At 36.3% G+C, this 22,094-nt stretch carries 22 protein-coding genes, 1 tRNA gene and 1 other annotated feature (1 of these 24 only partly in view); of the genes, 4 read left to right on the forward strand and 19 right to left on the reverse strand.

The window, feature by feature from the left end:
* Window positions 1–176, reverse strand: a binding site (T-box leader); it reaches 31 nt to the left of the window's first position.
* A 101-nt stretch (window positions 177–277) separates the two neighbouring features.
* On the reverse strand, window positions 278–1,030 hold the full coding sequence (locus DW761_RS13320; RefSeq protein WP_117454091.1) for a stage VI sporulation protein D: 753 nt from the start codon (window positions 1,028–1,030) through the stop codon (window positions 278–280).
* A 144-nt stretch (window positions 1,031–1,174) separates the two neighbouring features.
* Between DW761_RS13320 and DW761_RS13325 the strand changes: the two genes are divergently transcribed.
* Window positions 1,175–1,810, forward strand: a complete 636-nt coding sequence (locus DW761_RS13325) for a hypothetical protein (protein ID WP_117454092.1) — start codon at window positions 1,175–1,177, stop codon at window positions 1,808–1,810.
* Between the two features lie 14 nt (window positions 1,811–1,824).
* Here DW761_RS13325 and DW761_RS13330 read toward each other — a convergent pair whose 3' ends face one another.
* The 7 genes from DW761_RS13330 to DW761_RS13360 all read right to left on the reverse strand — a co-directional run bounded on the left by DW761_RS13330 (window position 1,825) and on the right by DW761_RS13360 (window position 8,385).
* Window positions 1,825–2,616, reverse strand: coding sequence for an SdpI family protein (locus tag DW761_RS13330; RefSeq protein ID WP_158553805.1), 792 nt, complete (start codon window positions 2,614–2,616; stop codon window positions 1,825–1,827).
* 67 nt (window positions 2,617–2,683) lie between these two features.
* Window positions 2,684–2,977, reverse strand: coding sequence for an autorepressor SdpR family transcription factor (locus tag DW761_RS13335; RefSeq protein ID WP_117454094.1), 294 nt, complete (start codon window positions 2,975–2,977; stop codon window positions 2,684–2,686).
* Window position 2,978: 1 nt separating this feature from the next.
* Window positions 2,979–3,263 carry a DUF1648 domain-containing protein gene (locus tag DW761_RS13340; RefSeq protein WP_117454095.1) on the reverse strand — a complete coding sequence of 95 codons (285 nt, stop codon included), beginning with the start codon at window positions 3,261–3,263 and terminating at the stop codon, window positions 2,979–2,981.
* Between the two features lie 95 nt (window positions 3,264–3,358).
* On the reverse strand, window positions 3,359–3,949 hold the full coding sequence (gene yihA / locus DW761_RS13345; RefSeq protein ID WP_117454096.1) for a ribosome biogenesis GTP-binding protein YihA/YsxC: 591 nt from the start codon (window positions 3,947–3,949) through the stop codon (window positions 3,359–3,361).
* Window positions 3,950–6,274 (reverse strand): endopeptidase La, encoded by a 2,325-nt coding sequence (gene lon, locus DW761_RS13350; protein ID WP_117454097.1) that lies wholly within the window; start codon window positions 6,272–6,274, stop codon window positions 3,950–3,952.
* A gap of 55 nt (window positions 6,275–6,329) precedes the next feature.
* A complete protein-coding gene (tig, locus tag DW761_RS13355) occupies window positions 6,330–7,607 on the reverse strand; it encodes a trigger factor (protein ID WP_117518432.1) in 1,278 nt (425 codons plus the stop codon).
* A gap of 25 nt (window positions 7,608–7,632) precedes the next feature.
* Entirely contained in the window at window positions 7,633–8,385 is a 753-nt protein-coding gene (locus DW761_RS13360) for a hypothetical protein (RefSeq protein ID WP_233513096.1), read from the reverse strand.
* A 187-nt stretch (window positions 8,386–8,572) separates the two neighbouring features.
* Between DW761_RS13360 and DW761_RS13365 the strand changes: the two genes are divergently transcribed.
* Window positions 8,573–8,872, forward strand: a complete 300-nt coding sequence (locus tag DW761_RS13365) for a hypothetical protein (RefSeq protein ID WP_117454100.1) — start codon at window positions 8,573–8,575, stop codon at window positions 8,870–8,872.
* A gap of 72 nt (window positions 8,873–8,944) precedes the next feature.
* Here DW761_RS13365 and DW761_RS13370 read toward each other — a convergent pair.
* The 4 genes from DW761_RS13370 to hpf all read right to left on the reverse strand — a co-directional run bounded on the left by DW761_RS13370 (window position 8,945) and on the right by hpf (window position 12,291).
* Window positions 8,945–9,021: transfer RNA gene (locus tag DW761_RS13370), tRNA-Arg, on the reverse strand.
* A gap of 311 nt (window positions 9,022–9,332) precedes the next feature.
* Entirely contained in the window at window positions 9,333–9,890 is a 558-nt protein-coding gene (locus DW761_RS13375) for a DNA-3-methyladenine glycosylase I (RefSeq protein WP_117454101.1), read from the reverse strand.
* A gap of 25 nt (window positions 9,891–9,915) precedes the next feature.
* Window positions 9,916–11,499, reverse strand: a complete 1,584-nt coding sequence (locus tag DW761_RS13380; protein WP_117454102.1) for an ATP-binding cassette domain-containing protein — start codon at window positions 11,497–11,499, stop codon at window positions 9,916–9,918.
* Between the two features lie 252 nt (window positions 11,500–11,751).
* Window positions 11,752–12,291 carry a ribosome hibernation-promoting factor, HPF/YfiA family gene (gene hpf / locus DW761_RS13385; protein WP_117454103.1) on the reverse strand — a complete coding sequence of 180 codons (540 nt, stop codon included), beginning with the start codon at window positions 12,289–12,291 and terminating at the stop codon, window positions 11,752–11,754.
* A gap of 158 nt (window positions 12,292–12,449) precedes the next feature.
* Here hpf and DW761_RS13390 point away from each other — a divergent pair, with 158 nt between their 5' ends.
* Window positions 12,450–12,863 carry a DUF1893 domain-containing protein gene (locus DW761_RS13390; RefSeq protein WP_117454104.1) on the forward strand — a complete coding sequence of 138 codons (414 nt, stop codon included), beginning with the start codon at window positions 12,450–12,452 and terminating at the stop codon, window positions 12,861–12,863.
* A gap of 3 nt (window positions 12,864–12,866) precedes the next feature.
* Here the strand turns inward: DW761_RS13390 and DW761_RS13395 are convergent, their stop codons facing one another.
* The 4 genes from DW761_RS13395 to DW761_RS13410 all read right to left on the reverse strand — a co-directional run bounded on the left by DW761_RS13395 (window position 12,867) and on the right by DW761_RS13410 (window position 17,225).
* On the reverse strand, window positions 12,867–13,817 hold the full coding sequence (locus tag DW761_RS13395) for a dipeptidase (RefSeq protein ID WP_117454105.1): 951 nt from the start codon (window positions 13,815–13,817) through the stop codon (window positions 12,867–12,869).
* Window positions 13,818–13,845: 28 nt separating this feature from the next.
* Window positions 13,846–14,829 (reverse strand): zinc dependent phospholipase C family protein, encoded by a 984-nt coding sequence (locus DW761_RS13400; protein WP_117454106.1) that lies wholly within the window; start codon window positions 14,827–14,829, stop codon window positions 13,846–13,848.
* Between the two features lie 94 nt (window positions 14,830–14,923).
* Complete coding sequence (ftsH, locus tag DW761_RS13405) at window positions 14,924–16,795, reverse strand: ATP-dependent zinc metalloprotease FtsH (protein ID WP_117518433.1); 1,872 nt, start codon at window positions 16,793–16,795, stop codon at window positions 14,924–14,926.
* Window positions 16,779–17,225: a MarR family winged helix-turn-helix transcriptional regulator gene (locus tag DW761_RS13410; RefSeq protein ID WP_158553806.1), complete on the reverse strand. Its 447-nt coding sequence runs from the start codon at window positions 17,223–17,225 to the stop codon at window positions 16,779–16,781. The genes ftsH and DW761_RS13410 overlap by 17 nt, the downstream gene beginning before the upstream one ends.
* A 358-nt stretch (window positions 17,226–17,583) precedes the next feature.
* Here DW761_RS13410 and DW761_RS13415 point away from each other — a divergent pair, with 358 nt between their 5' ends.
* Window positions 17,584–18,975, forward strand: a complete 1,392-nt coding sequence (locus DW761_RS13415) for a peptidoglycan-binding protein (RefSeq protein WP_117518435.1) — start codon at window positions 17,584–17,586, stop codon at window positions 18,973–18,975.
* 30 nt (window positions 18,976–19,005) lie between these two features.
* Here the strand turns inward: DW761_RS13415 and DW761_RS13420 are convergent, their stop codons facing one another.
* Genes DW761_RS13420 through DW761_RS13430 form a run of 3 tightly spaced genes read right to left on the reverse strand, consistent with a single transcriptional unit; the run spans window position 19,006 to window position 21,917 of the window.
* Complete coding sequence (locus tag DW761_RS13420) at window positions 19,006–19,707, reverse strand: LrgB family protein (protein ID WP_117454110.1); 702 nt, start codon at window positions 19,705–19,707, stop codon at window positions 19,006–19,008.
* On the reverse strand, window positions 19,708–20,058 hold the full coding sequence (locus DW761_RS13425; protein ID WP_117454111.1) for a CidA/LrgA family protein: 351 nt from the start codon (window positions 20,056–20,058) through the stop codon (window positions 19,708–19,710).
* Complete coding sequence (locus DW761_RS13430) at window positions 20,055–21,917, reverse strand: YgiQ family radical SAM protein (RefSeq protein ID WP_117518436.1); 1,863 nt, start codon at window positions 21,915–21,917, stop codon at window positions 20,055–20,057. Before DW761_RS13430 ends, DW761_RS13425 begins: the two co-directional genes overlap by 4 nt.
* Window positions 21,918–22,094: the final 177 nt, after the last annotated feature.

The raw sequence follows: 22,094 nt of genomic DNA on the forward strand, positions 1-22,094 counted from the left end.
AGTTTACATACGATGTATGCCTCATTACAGCTTAACGCGCTTTGACGAATTTTCCTACTGTGTTTTCAGAAAACCAACTCCCAGACTACCTTCCATCTAATTCCATGCCATGTTCCACCAGCCCATGTGCTCTCTATGATTTCCTTATATGTACTCCTTCTGTTCACCGTATTTACCTCATTATTATAAACAAATGGCACTTTTATTTCAACTCTTTTTTGAAATTAACCGTTATTATAAGGAAAAGCGACTCCCATATCTTTGGAAGTCACCTGCCTTATGGTAAGATTACCAATGTTTTATGATGGATTTCTTTATCATGATTATTAGATCGAAGTGCTGCTTCATCCACATCATAGCGCTTTGCAATGGATGCATAGGTATCCTGTTCCTGCGCCACAATCATACGATAACTGGTATAGGTGGTATCTGCGTCTTCAAATAAATCTTCAAATTCATCAAAAGTATCTGTTATAGGTGCTGCATCTTCCTGTGACTCCTCTTCTTCAGCAATCTCTTTATCTTCCATTGTTTCTGTTTTACTTACAGCTTCCTCCACAGGTTCTATAGCTGTCGGTTCTGGTTTTATTTCTTCTATTTCAGGCTGTTTTGGTACTACTGGCTGTTGTAAGATGACATTGGCATTTGTTTCCTGATGACTGTTTATATCCTTCTTACTGACTTCCCCCTGAACATCCTTTTGATCTTCTTTTAAGCCATGAATACGCATGGTAATATATAAATGTATGGAATCATTTTCAGGAATACCCTCATAATCCTCTATCTGAATAAAAAACTCCCCATTGCCTAATTTTTCAGATGGTGCCATGATATCCATATCCAGCACTTCCTGAAAGTTTTGGATACTGCCATCCATTCCTTCATATTGTCCTTTGATAAACAAAGGTCCAATTGCCCGTTTGCCATCCTCTTCCATCTGATATTGCAAGCCATCACGAACCTGCAGCTTCATCACCTGTTTTACACTGTCCGCAAATAACAGCTGTTTTTCTATCTTCATTGTTTTCATATCGTTATGCCTCCTAATGGTATGTATGTTTCAGAAGTGACAAGTATGATAGAAAGTTGTATGTGAAATTAAAAACTTTTTTTACGTATGCCAAAATAATTTTCTATGATACAATAAATGCAAGCAAGAAATGAGGTAGATGAAATGATTAAAATAGAACGTGACGCTGTCATGAATTTTGAAAATGCCATCCGTGGCGCAAGAAACCCGATGAATAGCTGGAATCGTATGGATTCTTATTATGATGAAGATGGAAAATTCATTATGGGACCAAATGATTTAAGTTTAGCACAGCGTTTGGCTCGTGCAGGAAGTGATCATCGTAAATTTATCCGTCAGATTTTTGTATCTGTAGATTTTACAGCTCCATTATACTGGTGGAAAGAATATGATACATATAAGGTGGCAACGGTTGCTAATTCTACAAGTACCATGCATAAAATTGCCAGTAAGCCTTTTGAGTTAGATGATTTTTCTCACGATCATATGAATGAAAAAGCTTTAGAGAGTTTAAAAAGTGTGATTGCGGTATTAGAAGAGCTTCGTCTAGAGTATGTAGAAACAAAAAATAAAGATGTATGGTACAGTATGATTCAGTTATTGCCTAGCAGCTATAACCAGATGCGGACATGTACTTTGAATTATGAAACATTAATGAATATCTATTATGCAAGAAGAAATCATAAACTTGAAGAATGGCACACTTTATGTGATTGGATCACAACGCTGCCTTATGCGAAAGAACTGATTTTAGCAGTAGAAGAAAACAAAGGCGAATAATCTTCGCCTTTTCTTTATATATTAAAATTTCCATACATGATCAATATATAAATACTGAAGCATGTGAATAATAATGCCAGTAGAGATATTAATATCCACTGTCTTTTTACATCCGATTTCTGATAGAAAAAGATCAACAGGACTTCAATTACAGCCATCAAGGCAATCGCATAAAGCTTTGGAAGTGTATAATTTACATCCCCCTGATAAGACAGCTGCATAGGAAATGCATCAGGATAATATGGATATAATGCCAGATTACATATGAAATGTGTTAAGGGTATCAAAAAGATTGCCTTACGTACTTCAGTAAATGGGTTTCTTTTGTGGTACTCGATATAAGAAAGAATGGATGGCACAAGTACCAGACCTGTGATCATTGTAATCAAGCCCAGGTATTGTTTGTCTAAGATATACATGATCATCATGCATACAGCACTGATAATGCTGCAATACCCTACCATACGATGCGTATAGCGCCAAGAAGCTTCATCTTGTATACACCAGGACAAGCGAAGTCCTAACCGCCTGTTAAAAGGGATACGAGGTGCCTGATTACCAAACATCAACATAAAGAATATAAACAGAAAATAACGGGCATTTTTTAGGCTTTCCTGATATTGTGGCAGAATAGATTCCATGATTAGGGAAAGTAACACCATCAGCATCACAAATATATTTAGAATAACCATACTGCGATATACATCTACTTTGCGATTTTGCTTTGATAATTGGGTTGTCTGTGGTGCATCTTTGTATAAGAATATATTCGTGATGATAGCGATAACCGGAATCAGATAAGTCATATATTTCATCCATAAACTGCATATGCATAAAAATAAAATGATGCAGCTGCAAGTCAATATAAGAAGATTATTTCTTTTCTGCAGATTCATTGTGAAAAACTCCCTCCAATCCATCAAATACTTCTAAAAATTTTCGATAGATATTTTGTACAGCAGTGGTGTTGATGGAATAAACAACAAACTGTCCCATCTTTTCACAGCTGATTAAGTCACTGTTTTTTAAGATATCCAAATGTTTAGATATCGCAGGTTTCGACATTTGAAAATGCTCCGCTATTTCTCCAGCATTCATATCCTGTTTACTTAACATATTTAATATTTCCCTGCGTGTGGGATCTGCGATTGCTTTAAATGCATCCATTTTATATACCTCCAAGACTTGTGATCATCACAAACAGCTGTATGAACATTAATAAAACAACCACCAGACCTGCATTGTTATTTTCTTTATTTCGATTCCATAATAATAACACGATTTGTAAGCATGGCATGATCCATAAACCAATCATTTTCGGCAATGTCCAGTTTGCTTCCCCATGTATATTAAACTGCATAGGGATATCTTCTGGCAGTCTTGGGTATAAAATCAATGAAATAATAATCAATACAATTGGACATAAAAACCATATATTCTTTTTTTCTAACATATGTGACCCTCCATAATATTTAACTAATTAGTTAAATATATAATAGCATAGGATATGGAATATGTAAAGAAAAAGTGCATCCTTATGGACACACTTTAAGATTCAAATATTGGAATCAGATAATCCCATACAGCTTCCATTCCTTCTTTTTTCTCTGCAGAGAATGGAAATAACGGTTCATCATCATTTAATTCTAATGTTTTACGAATCATCTTTAATTGATTTTTTAGTTTCGTTGTTGGAAGCTTATCAGTCTTTGTCGCAACGATAGCAACAGGAATCTCATAATAACGAGCAAATTCCAGCATTGTGATATCATCCTCCGTTGGTTTATGACGGGCATCTACCAAAATGACAAGACCTTTTTTCTGTTTACGCTGCGCAAAATAATCTTCCATCATCTGACCAAATTTCATCAACTGTGTTTTTGAAATATTCGCATAGCCATATCCTGGTACATCGACAAACATATATTTATCATCCAGATTAAAGAAATTCAATAATCTAGTTTTCCCAGGTGTATTTCCTACGTAAGCCAGTTTTTTTCTTCCACACATGGTATTGATGAAACTGCTTTTTCCCACGTTACTACGGCCCGCAAGAACGATTTCTGGCAAATCTGTTTCCGGCCATGACTTTTTATCTGGTGCAGAAACCACCAGTTCTGCTTTTTGAAACGTAATCATTTATTTAACCAATGCAACATCTAAAACCTGAGAAACACGTTCTACAGGAATGAAGTTTACACTTTCCTTTACTGTCTGAGGTACATCATCCAAATCTTTTACATTTGCCTTTGGAATCAATACAGTCGTAATGCCACAACGATGTGCAGCCATGGATTTTTCTTTTAATCCTCCAATAGGAAGAACATTTCCACGTAGTGTAACTTCTCCCGTCATTGCTAGATTCGCTTTGACAGGAATATTGCTTAAGCTGGATACAAGTGCTGTGGTAAGTGTTACACCTGCACTAGGTCCATCTTTTGGTACTGCACCTTCTGGTACATGAATATGAATATCATTCTTTTCAAAAATGTCTGGTTTGATTTTATATTTCTGGCAATTTGCACGAACATAGTCATATGCAATAGATGCACTTTCTTTCATGACATCACCAAGTTGTCCAGTAAGGATCAATTTTCCTTTACCTTCAAAGTGGTTAACTTCAATTTGTAATACATCTCCGCCAAACGCAGTATAAGCAAGACCAGTAACTGTTCCTACCTGATCTTTCATTTCACGTTTGCCATACTCAAATTTTTCATTACCCAGCCATTCCTTCACAAGTTTCTTTGTGACTTTGATAGAACGTTTCTTATCCTTTAAGATAGCTAAAACACTCTTACGACAAACTGTCGCAATTACACGTTCTAACTGACGTACACCACTTTCTCTTGTATAATAACGAATCAGGAAGCTGATCATATCATCGTCAATCTTTAACTGACTTTCCTTCAGACCGTTTTCTTTTAACTGCTTAGGTACCAAATGGCGTTTTGCAATTTCTACTTTCTCAAGTTCTGTATAAGAAGATAATTCAATGATTTCCAGACGATCACGCAGTGCATTTGGAATATTTTCCAAATAGTTTGCTGTTGCGATAAACAACACCTTACTTAAATCATAGCTTTCTTCAATATAGTGATCTGAGAAGTATTCGTTTTGTTCAGGATCTAATACTTCAAGCATCGCACTGGCAGGATCACCTTTATAATCACTTGCCATCTTATCGATTTCATCAATCAGGAATACTGGATTGATGGTGCCTGCTTTTTTCATTGCCTGAATAAATCTTCCTGGCATACTTCCTAGGTATGTTCTACGATGACCTCTGATTTCAGATTCATCCTTCACACCACCTAAAGAAATTTTTACGAATTTACGATCCAATGCTCTTGCGACAGATTTCGCTAAAGATGTTTTACCAACACCAGGAGGACCTACCAAACAGATAATTGGAGCTTTTAAAGAATTGGTCATCTGTTTTACTGCCAGATATTCTAAAATTCTTTCTTTTATTTTTTCTAGTCCATAGTGATCTGCATCTAAAATTTCTGAAGCTTTATTCAAATCTTCATTATCCTTGCTTTCCTGCCACCAAGGCAAATCCATCAACCAGTCGATATATGTTTTGATCACACCAGTTTCTCCACTTGCAGCTGGTAACATTTCATAGCGGGATAATTCATCTTTTACTTTTGCTTTGATAGTTTCAGGATAAGGATTTTCTTCCAAACGCTTACGGATCGCATCGACATCTTTTTCTGTATCAGGAACATCTCCTAATTCTTCTTTGATGGCGCGCATCTTTTCACGCAGGTAGTATTCTTTTTGTCCTTCTTCAATTCTTGTTTTTACTTTATCATTAATACGATTTTCGATTTGTGAAAGTTCTTTTTCACTTTCGATTTCCTGTAAAATCATGTATAAACGATCATTAATGCCTAAAGTTTCCAATAATTCTTCACGACGTTCCAATGTGAATGGGAACAATTGACAAATCTGATCAGCCAGCTGTTGGGCACTTACACCCTTTGCCAGTTCATTGATCATTTCCTTTGGAATTGTTTGAGAAACACTTTCGATTTCCTCAAATTGTTTGGCAATTTTTCTTACCAAAGCAACTTCTTCCATCGCGTCCTGATGAATATCTTCTTTTACTTCCGCATCTACAACCATCATATTTTCATCATTTACAACCGTATGCAGTGCCACACGTTTGACACCTCTGAATTTCACACGTAAATATCCATCCATGCGGCGGATGTGTTTAATCTGACAAAGAGTACCAAAGGAATATAAATCATTCACATCTGGATCTTCCACCGTCAGATCTCGCTGTGCAGCCAGTACGACTTGACCCTGGTATTGTTCCTGAGCAGCTTCAACTGCATGACAGGATTTAGCTCTACCAACATCAATCACAATTTCCTGGTTTGGGAATACAATGACACCTCTTGTACATACCAAAGGATAACGTACGTTCAGCGTTTCATTTACTTCACTCATAATTCCTACACTCCTTTCTATAGGGCAAAAAAGACGCGTTCTGCGTCTTTTTGCATTACTTGCCTACTGATTCTTTTACAAGTTCCAATGCTTTGCGAATACGCAGGTCATAAGAAACAGCATCTGCAGATACAAGACTTCTTACTTTTTCTGTTTCCATACCATACATGTTTGCGATTCTTTCGATTTCTGCATTTACATCTTCTTCACTGATTTCAATTTTTTCTTCAGCAGCGATAGCTTCCAATACCAAACGTACTTTTACTTTGTTGAAAGCATCTTTACCCATTTCTTCACGAATTGATTCATCGCTTTGTCCAGTGATCTGTTTGAACTGATCCAAAGAGAATCCCTGGGACTGTAAACGCTGAGCAAAATCACGTACTAAGTTATCAGTTTCTTCTTCAACCATAACTTCTGGAATTTCAACTTCTGCATTTTCAGTAATTGCAGTTAAAATATCGCTTTCGAATTTATTTTCAGACTGCTGTACTTTCGCTGTTTCAAGATTCTTACGAGAATATTCTTTATAAGCTTCTAAAGTTTCAACATCTTTGATTTCAGCCTGTTTTACCAATTCATCATTTGCTTCTGGAAGTTCTTTTGCTTTGATGTCATGTACAGTTACTTTGAAGACAACAGGAGCACCAGCTAAATCTTCAGCCTGATAGTTTTCAGGGAATGTTACGTTGATGTCTTTTGTTTCTTCAGATTTCATACCGATCAACTGTTCTTCAAATCCTGGGATGAAAGAACCGCTGCCGATAACTAATGGATAAGCTTCTGCTTTTCCACCTTCAAATGCTACACCATCTTTAAATCCTTCAAAGTCGATAACAGCAGTATCTCCGTTTTCAACTGTTCCTTCTTCTTTTAACACTAAATCAGCAAATCTTTCCTGTAAACGAGTGATTTCAGCATTTACATCTTCATCAGTTACTGTAGTGTCATCTTTAACGATTTCAAGTCCTTTGTACTGTCCTAATTTTACTTCTGGTTTTACAGTTACTAAGAATTTGAAAGTAACTTTTTCTTCATCGATGCTGTCGATATCCAATGATGGACGAGCAACCAACTCTAAATCATGTTCTGTGATTCCAGCAGTTAATGCTTCACCAGCTACTTCATCGATAGCTTCCATTAATATATTCTGTGAACTTATGTGTTTCTTAACCAAAGCTTCTGGAGCCTGACCTGGACGGAAACCTGGCAGGTTCACTTTCTTAGCAAGTTTTTTGAATGCTTTCTTCTGAGCTTTCTGCCAAACATCGCCTTCTACTGTTGTCTTTAATTCACCTTGTGATTTTTCTTTTAATTCCCATGTTGAACTCATTGTTCATACCTCCTACAATCATGCATTACATTTCATGCCTATTTAATAATAATTCATAACCTGCATACTGTTTTAAATTTTTATCCTGTAGGAATGCATCCATTCCTTCACGATTTTCACTAGCAATAAATACATAACATACAATTGCTACAGCAAGCGCTAAAGCTTCATCTTCTTCTACATTGAAAGGTAGTTTCAAATAAGCTTCCTTGACCAAAGATTCCACACACATCATCAAGAATGTCGGATCTTCATTTTCAAACCATTCACGTAAGTAGTCAATCGCTTTGATTACCCCATCGCTTTCCATCACTGCTTCGATGTAACATGGCGTGAACACAACTTCTAATCCATCGATCATTACTGTGATTTCATCTGTAATGTTCTGTTCCATCATCGCTTCCATGAGAAAGGAGCGTACAAGATAATGTGGCTCATTTTTCAGGTATTCCTGTATCTCTGTCAAATGATTACGAATATTACTTTTCTTTAATTGTTCAATCGCCAGAAATGCTTCATCCAGACTTCCATTTAAAAGATCGGCTATATCATCCTCATCATAGACTTTTGCTTTACGATTCTGGCGAACGACACTACGACATTCATTGTAGTGATCCACAAGCTGATCTTCATATTCCTTTGGAATATATGGCATAGAAAGCTCTTCTTCCAGGATTTTTAAACATGCATCATAGTCCTCATCCTGCTTCAGATTTTCTACTTTTTTCAGAATATCTTCATAATAAGTATCCATGGCTTCTCCTTTACGACTAAACATACATTAATATAGCATATTTCCTAGGTTTTATCAATTCTAAAGTACACAAACCTTTTTTTTCACGATATTTTTGAATACTTTCACACATTCCTGCCGAAATCGATTTCTTAAAAAGGAAAAAAAGTTCCTTTTCAAAAGGAGAAAAGTGTATTAAAATTGATAAAGTACAGGCAATTGAGGTGATAAAATGAAGATGCAGGATATTTTTGGAAACACTGGTTATCTGGCAGGGGCAGTTCCTTTATCTATACAAGAATTAGGATTTGCATATCTGAATGATATTGGACTTTGGAACATTACCATTAACAACAAAAACGTAGAATGTATCAATGGAACCATACGTGTTTCTCAGCTATTAGATATCTTTGAACATCATTGTAGCTGTTTTCATAATCAAAATGATGTTTTGATACAGGAACAGCAAAAAATGATAGATAAAATCAAAGCTTTTGATCCAGATGAAATCATAGAATTAGTACAGGAATAATCTTCCTGTTTTTTTATTGTCGCAGGTTTTACAAGCATGAAAAAACTCGACAATGTCGAGTTATTTTCTAAATGGCGTCCACAGCAGGATTCGAACCTGCGACCGCACGCTTAGAAGGCGTGTGCTCTATCCAGCTGAGCTATGTAGACAACTAGGCGTTTTGTTTTACCGCCTAATTATAATAGCAAACTTCCTTAACAATTTCAACCACTTTTTTGATTTTTTTCATTTTTCGTTTCTATTTCATCCCTGAATAGTATATAAGGAATAGAAATATCCTTTTTGTTCATACAGTTCATCAAAACTTCCCTTTTCAATAATGGTATGTTTGCCAATCACCAAAATCTCATCATAGCGTGACAGTATTTGTTTTAACAGTTTATGTGTTTCACAAGGGATGTATTAAAGTTAACTCTGGGTTGTATATCAAATAAAAGAATCAGGCACTGTGAAACAGCACCTAATGTTTTTGATATAAGAAACAATCTTTTTCATGAGAATTCACAACACCAATTGCCTGCAGATAGGCATATATGATGGTAGTTCCAACAAACTTCATCCCACGTTTTTTTAAATCATTACTGATTTCATCAGACAAAGGCGTACTTGTCGGTATTGGTTCATCATGATCATATACCACTTTATTATCTGTAAAATGCCATAAATAGGCATCAAAGCTGCCAAATTCTTTCTGTATTTGTATAAATACGTTCGCATTGATCTTAGCGGCTTCTATCTTTCTTTTGTTTCGTACGATTGCTTTATTCTGCATCAATGTTTTTATTTTATCTTCATCATAATCTTTGATGATCGTTGCATCAAAATGATCAAATGCTTCACGAAATGCTTCTCGTTTCTTTAAAATGGTTAACCATGATAACCCTGCCTGAAATCCTTCCAAAATCAACATTTCAAACAGATGATGATCATCATGACATGGGACGCCCCATTCTTCATCATGATATTTTACATAAATCTCTGGTACATCACTTGCCCATTTACATCGTTTCTTTTCCATAATAACCTCACTTTTTTTAATTATATCACATATTCCTATGTTTTAACTGTTGGATGATGGTTTCCATTTCTTTTTCAAGTCTTTCTTTTTCTTGATCATCCCTTGTTTGATAATGTTTAGCACTCGCATGACTTAATCGCATTTCCAATATACTTTTTTCAATTTTTACTTCTTTCTTTTTATTTTTTTGATCTATGAGATATTCTTCATAATTTCCTTGAAACATGAAAATTAGTTTATTTTTCAATATCCATAATTCCTCAGCAAGTTTTCGCAACACTCGTTCATCATGCGTGATTATCAGCATACATCCTGGATATTCTTTAACAACGTGAATAAATGCATCAACACTATCGCTATCCATATAATTGGTTGGTTCATCCAAAAGCAGGACATTTGCATTTGATACAAGCAATTTTATGATGGATAAGCGTATTTTTTCGCCACCGCTTAAAAGTGATACCTGTTTCTTTAAGTCATATGTATCAAATAGTAGTTGGTCACAGATTCTGCGTAATACCTGATCTGATTGTACACAATCCATTTTGGCATTTTCCCAAAGTGTTCTTTGCTTATCTAAATTTCTAAAATCCTGATCTAGTTTCGCAAATACCGGATGTCCTCCATACCAAAACTGTTCATTCATAGAGGCAATATTGTTCATTAAGGTTGTTTTCCCACTACCGTTTTCCCCCAAGATACAGGTACACCTTCTATTATATAATGTAAAAGATGCATGCTGAAATATGATTTTTTGATCATATGCAAATGAAAAATCATGCGCTGATACAACGATATTCGATGGTAATTGCTGTATATTTGATAAATCAAATTGAACAGTTTTCTTTTCATGTGGTTTGTTTTTTACTTCCATATGCTTGATTCTTTTTTGTAAAGCCTTAATTTGTTTTGCGGCCTTTTTCTCTTTTCCTTGAAAACTTGTACGTAAAGCGACATATCCTCGCATCTTAAATTCTGAATGGGACATATGTTTCGGCTTTTTAGATACCTTTGCCATTTTCTTTCGTTTGTCATCTATCATATGTTCAATTTGCTGTTTTTGCTGGATGTATGTATTATATTCTTCTTGTATCTTTTTATTTTGTTTTTCCTTTTGTATTTGATATGCTTCATAATTTCCTTCATAAATCTGTACTTGATGATGGGAAATCTCGATGATTTTTGTACATTCTGACAATAATTGAGGATCATGTGATACGATGACATAAGTATCGCAGTGATGAAGGAAATAGGATACCTTTTGTATCCCTGCATTGTCCAGATTACTAATTGGTTCATCTAATAGGTAAACAAATGCATTTGATTGTATCGTTTCCTGCAAACGATTTCTGAGTGCTTCTCCACCACTGATATCATCATATAGCTGTTCATCAAATTGTTGAAAGTATTGATATGTCGCATACCAGGTAACCTTACCTTCATCAGGCATTATTTTATTCGTCAGGATATTTAATAAAGTGGTCTTTCCACAACCATTTTCTCCTACAATTCCTATATGGTCATGTTGTCTGATTTCAAAGGTAACATGCTGAAACAATATCTTATTGGAAAACGTTTTATCGATATGATCGATTTTACACAACAACAAAAAAAATCCCTCCTTTACTGGACGGGAAAAATTATCATATTAACATATGTTTATCATATATATTTCATTAGATAATTTCACCGTGCATGACAAAAAACATATTTGTTTTCTTTTATTGTCCATGTGTTGATCAAATTATCTAGTTTGCATGTGTTTTACCGGTTTCCTTTCTTTATATTTTCATTCTAACAAGTCTCACTCACTTTGTCAACGCAAAAAAAGAAAGCCTTTTCAGACTTTCTAGTTATTTCTTTATTCTGTTTCAATCAAACCATAACCACCATCATTACGTTTGTAAACAACAGCGATTTCTTTAGTTTCATCATCACGATAGATGAAGAAACTGTGATTCAACATTTCCATACGCATGATTGCTTCATCTAATTCCATTGTATCAGGAACGATAGATTTTGTTTTTACAAGTTCATCTTCATCATCATCTTCATCATCAGCAACTTCAAAATCTTCTTCAATAAATGCATATGCTAATTTTTCTTTATTCTTTCTTGTCAGACGTGTCTTTTGACGACGAATCTGATCTTCTAATTTATCAATAGCTTTATCGATGGCTGCATATAAATCATCATCCACAACTTCAGTACGTAATACTGCATATTTGGTAGGAATTGTAACCTCGATTTTCTGTTTGTTTGGATATACACGAACCACCACATTTGCTACCACGTTTTCATCAATTATGAAGTATTTTTCTAAGTGAGATAACTTCTTCTCAATCTTTTCGGCGATTGCCGCAGTAACTGTAATATTTTTTCCGTAGATTTGGACTTTCATATAAAATCCCTCCTTGTTGTTCTATACCTATATTATACGTAAAAAATTCCAGATAAACAGTCTTTCATTTTAAACGATACTGTGATAAACTATTGATGTAAGGGCGATGTCAAAAATTGTCCTTTTTTTACTAATTTTGCCAGAAAGAAGGTATTTCCTTGGAAGATTTGAAAAAAGCTTTAAAAAAGGAACAATTAACCTGTATTGTTTCCTCTTGCGGACATATTTATAAAGAGAAAAATAAAGGTATTCTTCCTTTACTGCATTTTATTGAGCAGGGGGTGCTGCGTGAGGGCATCGTGGTAGATAAAGTCATTGGAAAAGCTGCTGCCATGTTAATGATTTATGGCGGTGTTAAAAAAGTTCATGCCTGTATGATCAGTGAACATGCTTTAACGATGTTTCGTCAACATCATATCCCAATCAGTTATGATGTACTTGTGCCTTATATTATAAATCGAAGTGGGACAGGGATGTGCCCCATGGAAGAAAGTGTATTGGCTTGTGAAGATATAGAAGAAGCTTATCATATCCTTTGTAAGAAAGCAGAAAGTATGAAAAAAGCCGGCTAATGATTATAGCCGGTTTTCATATGCTTTTGAAACTACATGAATTGCATTTTTGAAACAGATTTGTTCAACTTGTGATGCATCAAAACCTTGATGATATAATTCATCTACAAAGTTTTGTGCCTGTGTAGCATTTGATAAATCTGTAATGGCCCCATAAATATCCGCGTCATCATAAAAATCCATAAAATCAAATCCAACGGCGATATGCTCGATACCAATACATTCTTTTAATGCTTTCACATGCGCTACGAGATGAGGAATATCCTGTTCCTCTTTTTTTGTGGACACAAAGCCTGGCGCACACACAACACCGATGACACCATCTTGTGCAGCAATTGCCTGCGCCTGTTTTTTCCATAGGTTTCTTGGATGATCACATAAATCACGCAAGTTGGAATGTGTCGCAATGACCTGCCATGGGTTTGCATTCATGATATCCCAGAAAGTTTTTTCATTCGCATGGGATACATCCACAATTATATGCAGTTTGTTCATTTCATCAAGTGCTTCTTTTCCCATATCTGTTAATCCTCGTGTTATGGTTCCCTTTACACCAGTTGCCAGTGCATTTTCATCATTCCAGCAAAATGAAGCGATTCGTACACCCTGCTCATACATCCATCTGATTTTCTCTCTTGGTGCATCCTTAATGCCACACATACCTTCCACACTCATGACTGCTTTTTTATGCCCATTGTCATTTAATAAATCTTCTTTACTTAAAACAAGGTCAATATCAACACATTCTTCGATCTGTTTACGAAGGCTTTTGATCATATCCTGCATATATGTCCAGTCTTCTTTGCCTTCAAAGAAACTTGCCATTGCCACATAGGCGATTTGCCCCTGATCAAATTTTTTCGCATGGGTGTTTTTCACCACATGAAAATCTCCTTTTGTTTTTTCCTCCATGACATCGTATCCAATGTCCGCATGTAAATCAAAAAGTTTCATTACTTACCTCCATTTTTCACGGGAACATTTATGCTTTTTCTTCATATATGATATCAAAGAACTGCATCTGCTTTCCCTGTGCCATACCAGTATCATATGCTTGATCCTGTAAAATATCCATCACACCATCTATACCCGCATCATATTCGATACAGCCATAGGCTTTTTCTATGACAGAAATGGCAGTGAAAATGCCTTTATCAAATAATTCCAAAAAACTTTCATTTGAACTGATATGATCATCACAAGGATGATACCATACACGTTTTTCTTCATTTAATACATCATAACGATCATCTATCTTACTTTTTACAATATTGCCAGAAATTGCCCATGGTTTACGAATAACACCTTCGATTCCTTTTAATATTGCATATTTCACATGATTTGGATCATATAGTAATTTTTGTACATCATACCATGAATTCAAGGTTTCTCTTAGATCATGTACTTTTACCTCCACATGGTATACTTCTTTTGCGGCGGGTACATAAATACGTGAAATTGCCTTTAAAATACTTTCGTTATATTCACATATTTCATAGCTTCGATAATCTTTAATATTGATATTATGGTATTTTTCCAGCATCATGGTATCCATCATGGATTCAAAACGATGATGATATCCTGCACTGACACCTTTACAATTGCCGGTACGATAAAAGATATATGGATGAGTGGTTTTATCTAATGCCCAGTGGCATAAATGCCCAAACAGATATGCCATCATCATTTCTTTTACTTCAACATTTTTCTGTCGTTTAACTTCGCGAATAGCAACTTCATAAAAGGCATTGACTTTTCCTGCATGCATGGCACTTCCTAAACGATTCAAGGTATGACTTTTCATTGCTTCCCATGGTTTCGCATGTTGAAAGAATAAAAAATCCGGTCCATTGCTTCCAATATAATAAATCTGATGATAACGCTCGATAATATCTTCAATATCCTTTTTTGATATTTTTTTCAAGACTTCTTCTGCAAAAATTTTATGTGTGATAATATTTGGCATATGAAATTCCTCCTAGTTCTTTTATGGCTATTATATCATTCTTCAAAGGTAAGTGGCAACGTCAAAAAACGAAAAGGCGCTGTATGCACCTTTTTTAGCATTCTTTATTTTCTTGTGTTTCCAATAATGGCTTACGGTTTAATATTTCCATAAACTGCTCTCCAGTAATGGTTTCTCTTTCATACAGGAATTTCGCAAGCTCATGTAATTTGTCTTTATTTTCTTCTAATATCTTATACGCATTGGCGTAAGCTTCTTTAATCAGTTTGACAACTTCTTCATCAATCTTGGTTGCTGTTTGATCACTGCACGCAAGGGAAGCATCTCCCCCCAGATATTTATTATTGATAGTTTCCAGTGCTGTCATACCGAATTCATCACTCATACCAAGTCGTGTTATCATACTGCGTGCAACCTTGGTTGCCTGTTCAATATCATTGGCAGCACCACTGGTAATGGAATGGAAGATCAAGTCTTCTGCTGCACGTCCACCACAATATGTAACAATCTTTGTGAACGCCTCTTCTTTGGTGATCAGATTAGATTCATCTTCTGGTACCTGCATTGTATATCCAAGGGCACCACTGGTTCTTGGCACAATCGTGATTTTGGTTACTGGCATACTGTTTTTTGATTTTGCGGCTACCAGTGCATGACCAATTTCATGATAAGATACAATCAATTTTTCTTTAGTGGAAATCACTGCATTCTTACGCTGATAACCAGCGATTACCGTTTCTACAGCTTCTTCTAAATCTTTTTGAATGACCTGTGTACGGTTATCTTTTACCGCAAGCAATGCGGCTTCATTAATGATATTGGCAAGCTCTGCCCCACTGGCACCAGCTGTTGCTCTGGCGATACCTCTTAAATCTACATTCTTGCTTATACGCACATCTTTCGCATGTACGGCTAATATTGCTTCTCGTCCTGCTAAATCTGGTAATTCTACTGGTATACGACGATCAAATCTTCCAGGTCTTAATAATGCCTGATCTAAGGATACGGGACGATTGGTTGCGGCTAAAATGATAACGCCGGTAGATCCATCAAACCCATCCATTTCCGCAAGCAGCTGATTTAATGTCTGTTCACGTTCATCATTGCCACCATATCCTGCACCGTCACGTTTTTTACCGATTGTATCCACTTCATCAATAAAGACAATGCATGGTGCTTTTTCTCTGGCCTGTTTGAATAAATCACGCACACGTGCTGCCCCACGTCCTACAAACATTTCCACGAATTCAGAGCCGCTGATGGAAAAGAATGGAACATTTGCTTCTCCAGCAACCGCTTTTGCTAATAATGTTTTCCCGGTTCCTGGAGGACCTACTAATAAAGCACCTTTGGGCATCTGTGCACCGATTTTTTTATATTTTTCCGGATTCTTTAAGAATTCCACCATTTCCTGTAAAGCTTCTTTTGCTTCTTCCTGACCAGCTACATCTTCAAAAGTCTTTCCACTCTGGCTTTTTACATAGACCTTTGCATCGCTTTTTCCAAAGTTGCCAAAGCCGCCTCCACCAAAGCTCATGGAATCGCCGCCCATCTTTTCCTGCATTTTCTTAAAGGTACGATTACCCAGCCACCACAATAGTAATAATGGGGCTACGACTGTTAGAAACAGATACAGCCATGGATTCATTTCCTTGGCATGCTCTCTTGTGAAAGTAGCACCTGCCTGATGCAGTTTATCTATTAATGTTGTATCATTTTCCATGGTTTCCGTCTGATAAGCCTTTTTTTCTTCACCTTTGATGGTATAGGTAATATCTTCATCGCCTATATTGACCTTATCTATTTTCTTTTCATCAATGGCAGTTAAAAACTGATCATAACTAACACTTTCCATATGTTTATCATACATATAATTACTCAAAAGGTAATTACCAACCAATATCACGATCAATATGATAAAGTAATAAAAATATAAAGGTCGCTTTTTCTTATTTGTGTTCTTCATGTTTTACACCTCCTACGATTGCCTGATTCAGCATTTGTAAACATTTTATGATATCATCCTTTTCTTGTTGTTTTAATGGTGCTAACAAGTCAAAATGGCGATGTAGATCTTTTTGCATTTCTGCCATACAGTGTTTGGATTTTTCACTAAGTGATACCATCACGATTCGCTCATCCATAGGATTTCTTCTTCTGATCAAAAGATCATGGCGTTCCATCCGTTTGATGATGGCAGATAAATTGGAATTCCCCATTTGTAAATGCTTCGCAAGTTCACTTGTACGTATCTCTCCACCATTTTCTGCGATTTCCATCATCACCTGACATTGTACCCCTGTGATTCCATATGGTTCATAATAATGATTCATGATCGTAGACAGATTACACATAATGTTTCTCAACAGGCGTATGACTACTTCATTCTCTTGCATGTTACACCTTCTTTTACCAAAATATTTCATGCGTGAAATATTTACACAAGAATAGTAATGCTAAATAAACATTTCGTCAACCTAACCTTGAAAGTTTACATAATTCTATAAGTTTATCCCATAATTCACATAAACAACAAAAGCCATAACGCACTTAGGCATATTCCCAAGCGAAAACAGGCGTTTGACATAAGGTAATGTAGGGGGTGAAATTATCGCTACAGGTTATTTAAAAATTATCACAGGCATTCATCGTATTGGTCTTTATATCCCTGATGTCAATGTTCGTATCTATCGTAAACAAGCTGATATTGTAACCTATGAAGATTTCTTTTTAACAGATGAACATGGGGAAACAATGGATATTCCCTTGTATGTAGATGAGGAAATCAAACATTATGCTGTCGAGATTACAAAGCAGGGCTATCAAAAAATACAGATAGAAAATATCGAAATCTTTGATCATATACATGCCTGCTTAAAAGTTTCCTTGCGCCCTTTGTTAAGTGATGAAACAAACATAAAGCTGAAGATTATTTCGTCTATGGAAAAAAAGCCATGTAACATGCAGCCATGGCAAATCAAGAAATTCACATTTCCGGCTTATGTTGCTTTCAAAAGAAATCATCAACGCGTGTATCTTGATGGAACATCATATCTAAAAAGCATCGCAAATGCGAACGTGAATCCTACCTGGCCTTTAGATATCCTTAAAACAACAATCAGTGAATTGTTGTTTACTACATTTCAACAAGCTGCCGCAAAGGATAGCATACAGGATCAAATTTATGTAATAGATGAAACATGCTCCTGCATGCATGCGTCCATTCAGCTGTCTTATGATATTGTGGACAAGCTCTTAATGGATATATTAGAGAAACATCAAAATGAATGGATCCTGCCTGTAGATGATAGCTTTCATTCTTCTATTCGATCAATGGAAGATATTATCTATCATAAACATCTAAAGATTTCTTCCATTCAAGGGTATGGCACACAGGGAGATATCATGAGCGATCTACAAACCTGCCTTTCCTTTCTTGCGAATTTTTATGAAGAACTGCCACCACTTCGTGTCACGCATATCTTTGATAATGAAACCAAAGATGCAATCATTGCGTTTCAAAATTTAAGCCATACACAGGTGAGTGGCCTCCTTGATTCAACAACACAGACAAATCTGATATCTGTCTGTACACGTATTTTAGAATTAATAGATCCTCAAAATCAACCAATGGATTATCCTGACAGCCTACAGGACATGAAAACAGTCTGTATGATACAGCGTGCAATCAATACAGTCGCTTCCATGTATCCAGCCATACCAAACATCCTTGTGGATGGTATCATGCATGATCGATGTGTAAATGCAATCAAAGTATTTCAAGAGCTATTCCAAATACATGGGGATGGCATAATTGATCAAAACACATGGAACATGTTGTTTACCACTGCCTCCAAGATCGAATCGGGCATCTTTACGACACAGGGAATGCCTCCTTTTCCTAAAAAACCACTAAGCCTTGGCGCTAGTGGAGCCTCTGTCTTACTCATACAAAATCGCTTACAAACCATTTCTAATTTTTACTCCTCCATTCCTTTTATTGACGCTGATGCCTGCTTTGGCGTAGCAACGCATCAATGTGTCCTTGCATTTCAAGATCTTTTAGGCCTGAGAAAAGATGGTGTCGTTGATCATTTCACATGGACACTGCTTCATCAGGTATATCAGGAAGTAATACGCATTTAAAAAAACAGGTCACATGGACCTGTTTTACTGTTATAGAAAAGCTTGTATCATATCCCATACAACCGGTGCACAAAATACTGTGATCAATCCACTGACACCAATCGCTAAAGAACTCATGGCACCTTCGATATGACCAAGAGATAATGCCTTGGTTGTGCCAATTGCATGGGCACTTGTTCCAAGTGCTACTCCTTTGGCAATAGGATGATCGATATGGAAAATACGAAATACCATATCTGCGACAACCGCTCCCATAATTCCCGTTACCAGAATTGTTAATACACTCACTGCCTCAATACCGCCAAGCTGTGCGCTTAATTCAATTCCAATTGGTGTAGTAATGGATTTTGGCATGATACTGGCAATGATTTCACGATCAAAGCCCATAAGCATACTACATAACAAAGTAGAAGTTAAGCCACAAACAACTCCTGCACAGATACCAATCATGATCGGCGCAAAATAGTATTTCAGATTATGTGCCTGACGATATAATGGGATTGCCAATACTACCGTTGCTGGTCCTAAAAACATATTGATCATATTTCCGCCCACCTGATAAGATGATAAAGGAATATCACAAAGCAATAGTAAAACGATAATCATTGTAATTGCCAGCAATAAAGGATTCAATACCAATAATTTGGTTTTCTTCTGAATCCACAGACCAATTTCAAAAGCCACTAAGGATAACAGAATGCCAAACATTGGCGAAGTAAATAACGCCTTCATTTAATCACGCTTCCTTTCCATCAGCTTTTGTATACAAAATCCACTGCACCCCATGGTAAGAATCGTTGTGATCAAACATACCAAAAGGATTTGAAACCAAATGCTTTGAATATGCATAAAATTCGCCATTAGCGCGACCCCAGCGGGAATAAAGAAAAATGGTAGGTGCGCAAGTAAAAAATCAGCAGTATCTTCCACTGAAGATAATGGCAGTATATGTAACTGTAAAGCACAAAACAATAAAATCATACCTACAAGTGAGCCTGGCAATGGTAAATGAAACAAGGTAGATATCCATTCTCCTCCATAGTAAAAGCCAAAAACGATAATCAACTGACGAAAATATTTCATCGTTTCTTCATTCCTTTACGCTCATTCCCCTTTTTCGCATATGGCTTACCTTGATCACGTCTGGATGGGAAATGCCCTGGTTTCTGATATGGAATCAGACATTTAGGTCCATTGCCCACCAGATCCATACGACCAGCTGTTTTTAATGCTTTATACACTAAATCATAATTTTGAGGATAGGTAAACTGCATCAATGCTCTTTGCATGGCTTTTTCTTCATGTGTTCTTGCCACATAGACCGGTTTCATTGTTTTTGGATCAAGTCCGGTATAATACATGCAGGTCGCCGGTGTTCCCGGCGTTGGATAGAAATCCTGTACCTGTTTTGGGGTATGATGAATCTTTTTCAGGTAGCACGCTAATTCAATCGCACCATTTAAATCACATCCTGGATGGGAACTCATCAGATATGGCACGATATATTGATCCTTATGGAACTGTTCATTTTTCTGTTTAAATTTTTCAACGAATTTCAAATACAATTCTTTACGTGGTTTTCCCATTTTATCCAATACTTCCGCACTGATATGCTCAGGGGCAACCTTTAACTGTCCACTAATATGATGCTGTACCAGTTCATCAAAGAACTCATCATTTTTATCATACATCAGATAATCATATCGAATACCTGAACGAATAAATACTTTCTTTACCCTAGGCAGCTCTCTTACAGCACGAAGGATATCCAAATAACGGCTATGATCAACAATCAGGTTATTACATGGTTTCGGGAATAAACATTCTCTGCTTTTACATGCGCCAAATTCTCTTTGTTTATCACATGCTTCTCTTGAGAAATTGGCAGTAGGCCCTCCCACATCATGTATATATCCCTTAAAGTTAGGCATTTCCGTAATACGTTTTGCTTCCTCCACAATACTTTCCTTACTTCTAGTAGAAATGACTCTTCCCTGATGATGGGTAATCGCACAGAAAGCACAAGATCCAAAACAGCCTCGATTTGATACAATGGAAAACTGTACTTCTTCAATTGCTGGTATGTATTTATATTTAGGATGATACGTTCTTTCATATGGCAGTGAATACGTAAAGTCCATCTCTTCCTGTGTCAATGGAAGTGGTGGTTGATTTTGTACCACATACCATCCATCATATGGTTCTACCAATACCTTTGCTGCAATCGCATCAATATTTTCATGCTGGATATGAAAGCTTTTCGCATACGTACGCTTATCTTTACATACTTCCTCATAACTTGGCAGCATGATATAATCTGATACATATTCAATGGATTTTGTTTTCCATACGGTACCTCTGATATAACAAATATCCTTTGCCTCTAATCCACTTGCCAAAGCATCTGCCACTTCCACGATGGTGTTTTCTCCCATGCCATACATCAATAAATCGGCTTGGGAATCCATTAAAATACTTCTTCTTACTTTATCATCCCAATAATCATAATGAGATAAACGTCGCAAGCTGGCCTCGATTCCACCAATCATAACCGGCTTATGCGGATATAAACGTTTCAATATCTGTGTATATACAATGGTAGGGCGATCTGGTCGTTTTCCCATAACCCCCTCATCACTGTAGTAATCTTTATCACGTCGTCTTTTATTAACAGAATAATGATTCACCATAGAATCAATATTTCCAGCAGATACCAAAAAGCCAAGTCTTGGTTCTCCAAATTGTGTAAATTCATCGTCGTTATGCCAGTCAGGCTGTGCAAGAATGGCACAGCTATATCCATATGCCTGCAGGACTCTGGTGATAATTGCACATCCAAAGCTTGGATGATCCACATACGCATCCCCACTCACATATACAAAATCCACCTGTTCATAGCCCTGTTGCAGCATTTCTTCTCTTGTTGTAGGTAAAAAAGCCATATTCTCAACTCCAATCAGTATTAGTTTACCATAAGTTTGCCATTTGAAAAAGAAAAAAGAAAAAGGAACGCATGAGGAAATACGTTCCAATTTAAGAAGTCAGATAATCTTGTTGGTTGTAAAGTTATGAAAGGTTTAAAGAGGATTACATTTTGAGAAAGGAATGTTTATGCAAGC

The organism is Absiella sp. AM29-15 (assembly GCF_003434225.1).
Taxonomy (GTDB): Bacteria; Bacillota_I; Bacilli_A; order Erysipelotrichales; family Erysipelotrichaceae; genus Hoskinsella; species Hoskinsella hominis.

Excerpts from the sequence above, each read along its gene's own strand:
- DW761_RS13410 (WP_158553806.1), bottom strand. The coding sequence starts at position 17,225 with ATGCAAGAGAATGAAGTAGTCATACGCCTGTTGAGAAACATTATGTGT.
- DW761_RS13335 (WP_117454094.1), bottom strand. The coding sequence starts at position 2,977 with ATGGATGCATTTAAAGCAATCGCAGATCCCACACGCAGGGAAATATTA.
- DW761_RS13400 (WP_117454106.1), bottom strand. The coding sequence starts at position 14,829 with ATGCCAAATATTATCACACATAAAATTTTTGCAGAAGAAGTCTTGAAA.
- ftsH (WP_117518433.1), bottom strand. The coding sequence starts at position 16,795 with ATGAAGAACACAAATAAGAAAAAGCGACCTTTATATTTTTATTACTTT.
- lon (WP_117454097.1), bottom strand. The coding sequence starts at position 6,274 with ATGAGTGAAGTAAATGAAACGCTGAACGTACGTTATCCTTTGGTATGT.
- DW761_RS13395 (WP_117454105.1), bottom strand. The coding sequence starts at position 13,817 with ATGAAACTTTTTGATTTACATGCGGACATTGGATACGATGTCATGGAG.
- DW761_RS13360 (WP_233513096.1), bottom strand. The coding sequence starts at position 8,385 with ATGTTTAGTCGTAAAGGAGAAGCCATGGATACTTATTATGAAGATATT.
- tig (WP_117518432.1), bottom strand. The coding sequence starts at position 7,607 with ATGAGTTCAACATGGGAATTAAAAGAAAAATCACAAGGTGAATTAAAG.
- DW761_RS13330 (WP_158553805.1), bottom strand. The coding sequence starts at position 2,616 with ATGACTTATCTGATTCCGGTTATCGCTATCATCACGAATATATTCTTA.
- DW761_RS13325 (WP_117454092.1), top strand. The coding sequence starts at position 1,175 with ATGATTAAAATAGAACGTGACGCTGTCATGAATTTTGAAAATGCCATC.
- yihA (WP_117454096.1), bottom strand. The coding sequence starts at position 3,949 with ATGATTACGTTTCAAAAAGCAGAACTGGTGGTTTCTGCACCAGATAAA.
- DW761_RS13365 (WP_117454100.1), top strand. The coding sequence starts at position 8,573 with ATGAAGATGCAGGATATTTTTGGAAACACTGGTTATCTGGCAGGGGCA.
- DW761_RS13320 (WP_117454091.1), bottom strand. The coding sequence starts at position 1,030 with ATGAAAACAATGAAGATAGAAAAACAGCTGTTATTTGCGGACAGTGTA.
- DW761_RS13340 (WP_117454095.1), bottom strand. The coding sequence starts at position 3,263 with ATGTTAGAAAAAAAGAATATATGGTTTTTATGTCCAATTGTATTGATT.
- DW761_RS13375 (WP_117454101.1), bottom strand. The coding sequence starts at position 9,890 with ATGGAAAAGAAACGATGTAAATGGGCAAGTGATGTACCAGAGATTTAT.
- DW761_RS13415 (WP_117518435.1), top strand. The coding sequence starts at position 17,584 with ATGGATATTCCCTTGTATGTAGATGAGGAAATCAAACATTATGCTGTC.
- DW761_RS13420 (WP_117454110.1), bottom strand. The coding sequence starts at position 19,707 with ATGAAGGCGTTATTTACTTCGCCAATGTTTGGCATTCTGTTATCCTTA.
- DW761_RS13430 (WP_117518436.1), bottom strand. The coding sequence starts at position 21,917 with ATGGCTTTTTTACCTACAACAAGAGAAGAAATGCTGCAACAGGGCTAT.
- hpf (WP_117454103.1), bottom strand. The coding sequence starts at position 12,291 with ATGAAAGTCCAAATCTACGGAAAAAATATTACAGTTACTGCGGCAATC.
- DW761_RS13425 (WP_117454111.1), bottom strand. The coding sequence starts at position 20,058 with ATGAAATATTTTCGTCAGTTGATTATCGTTTTTGGCTTTTACTATGGA.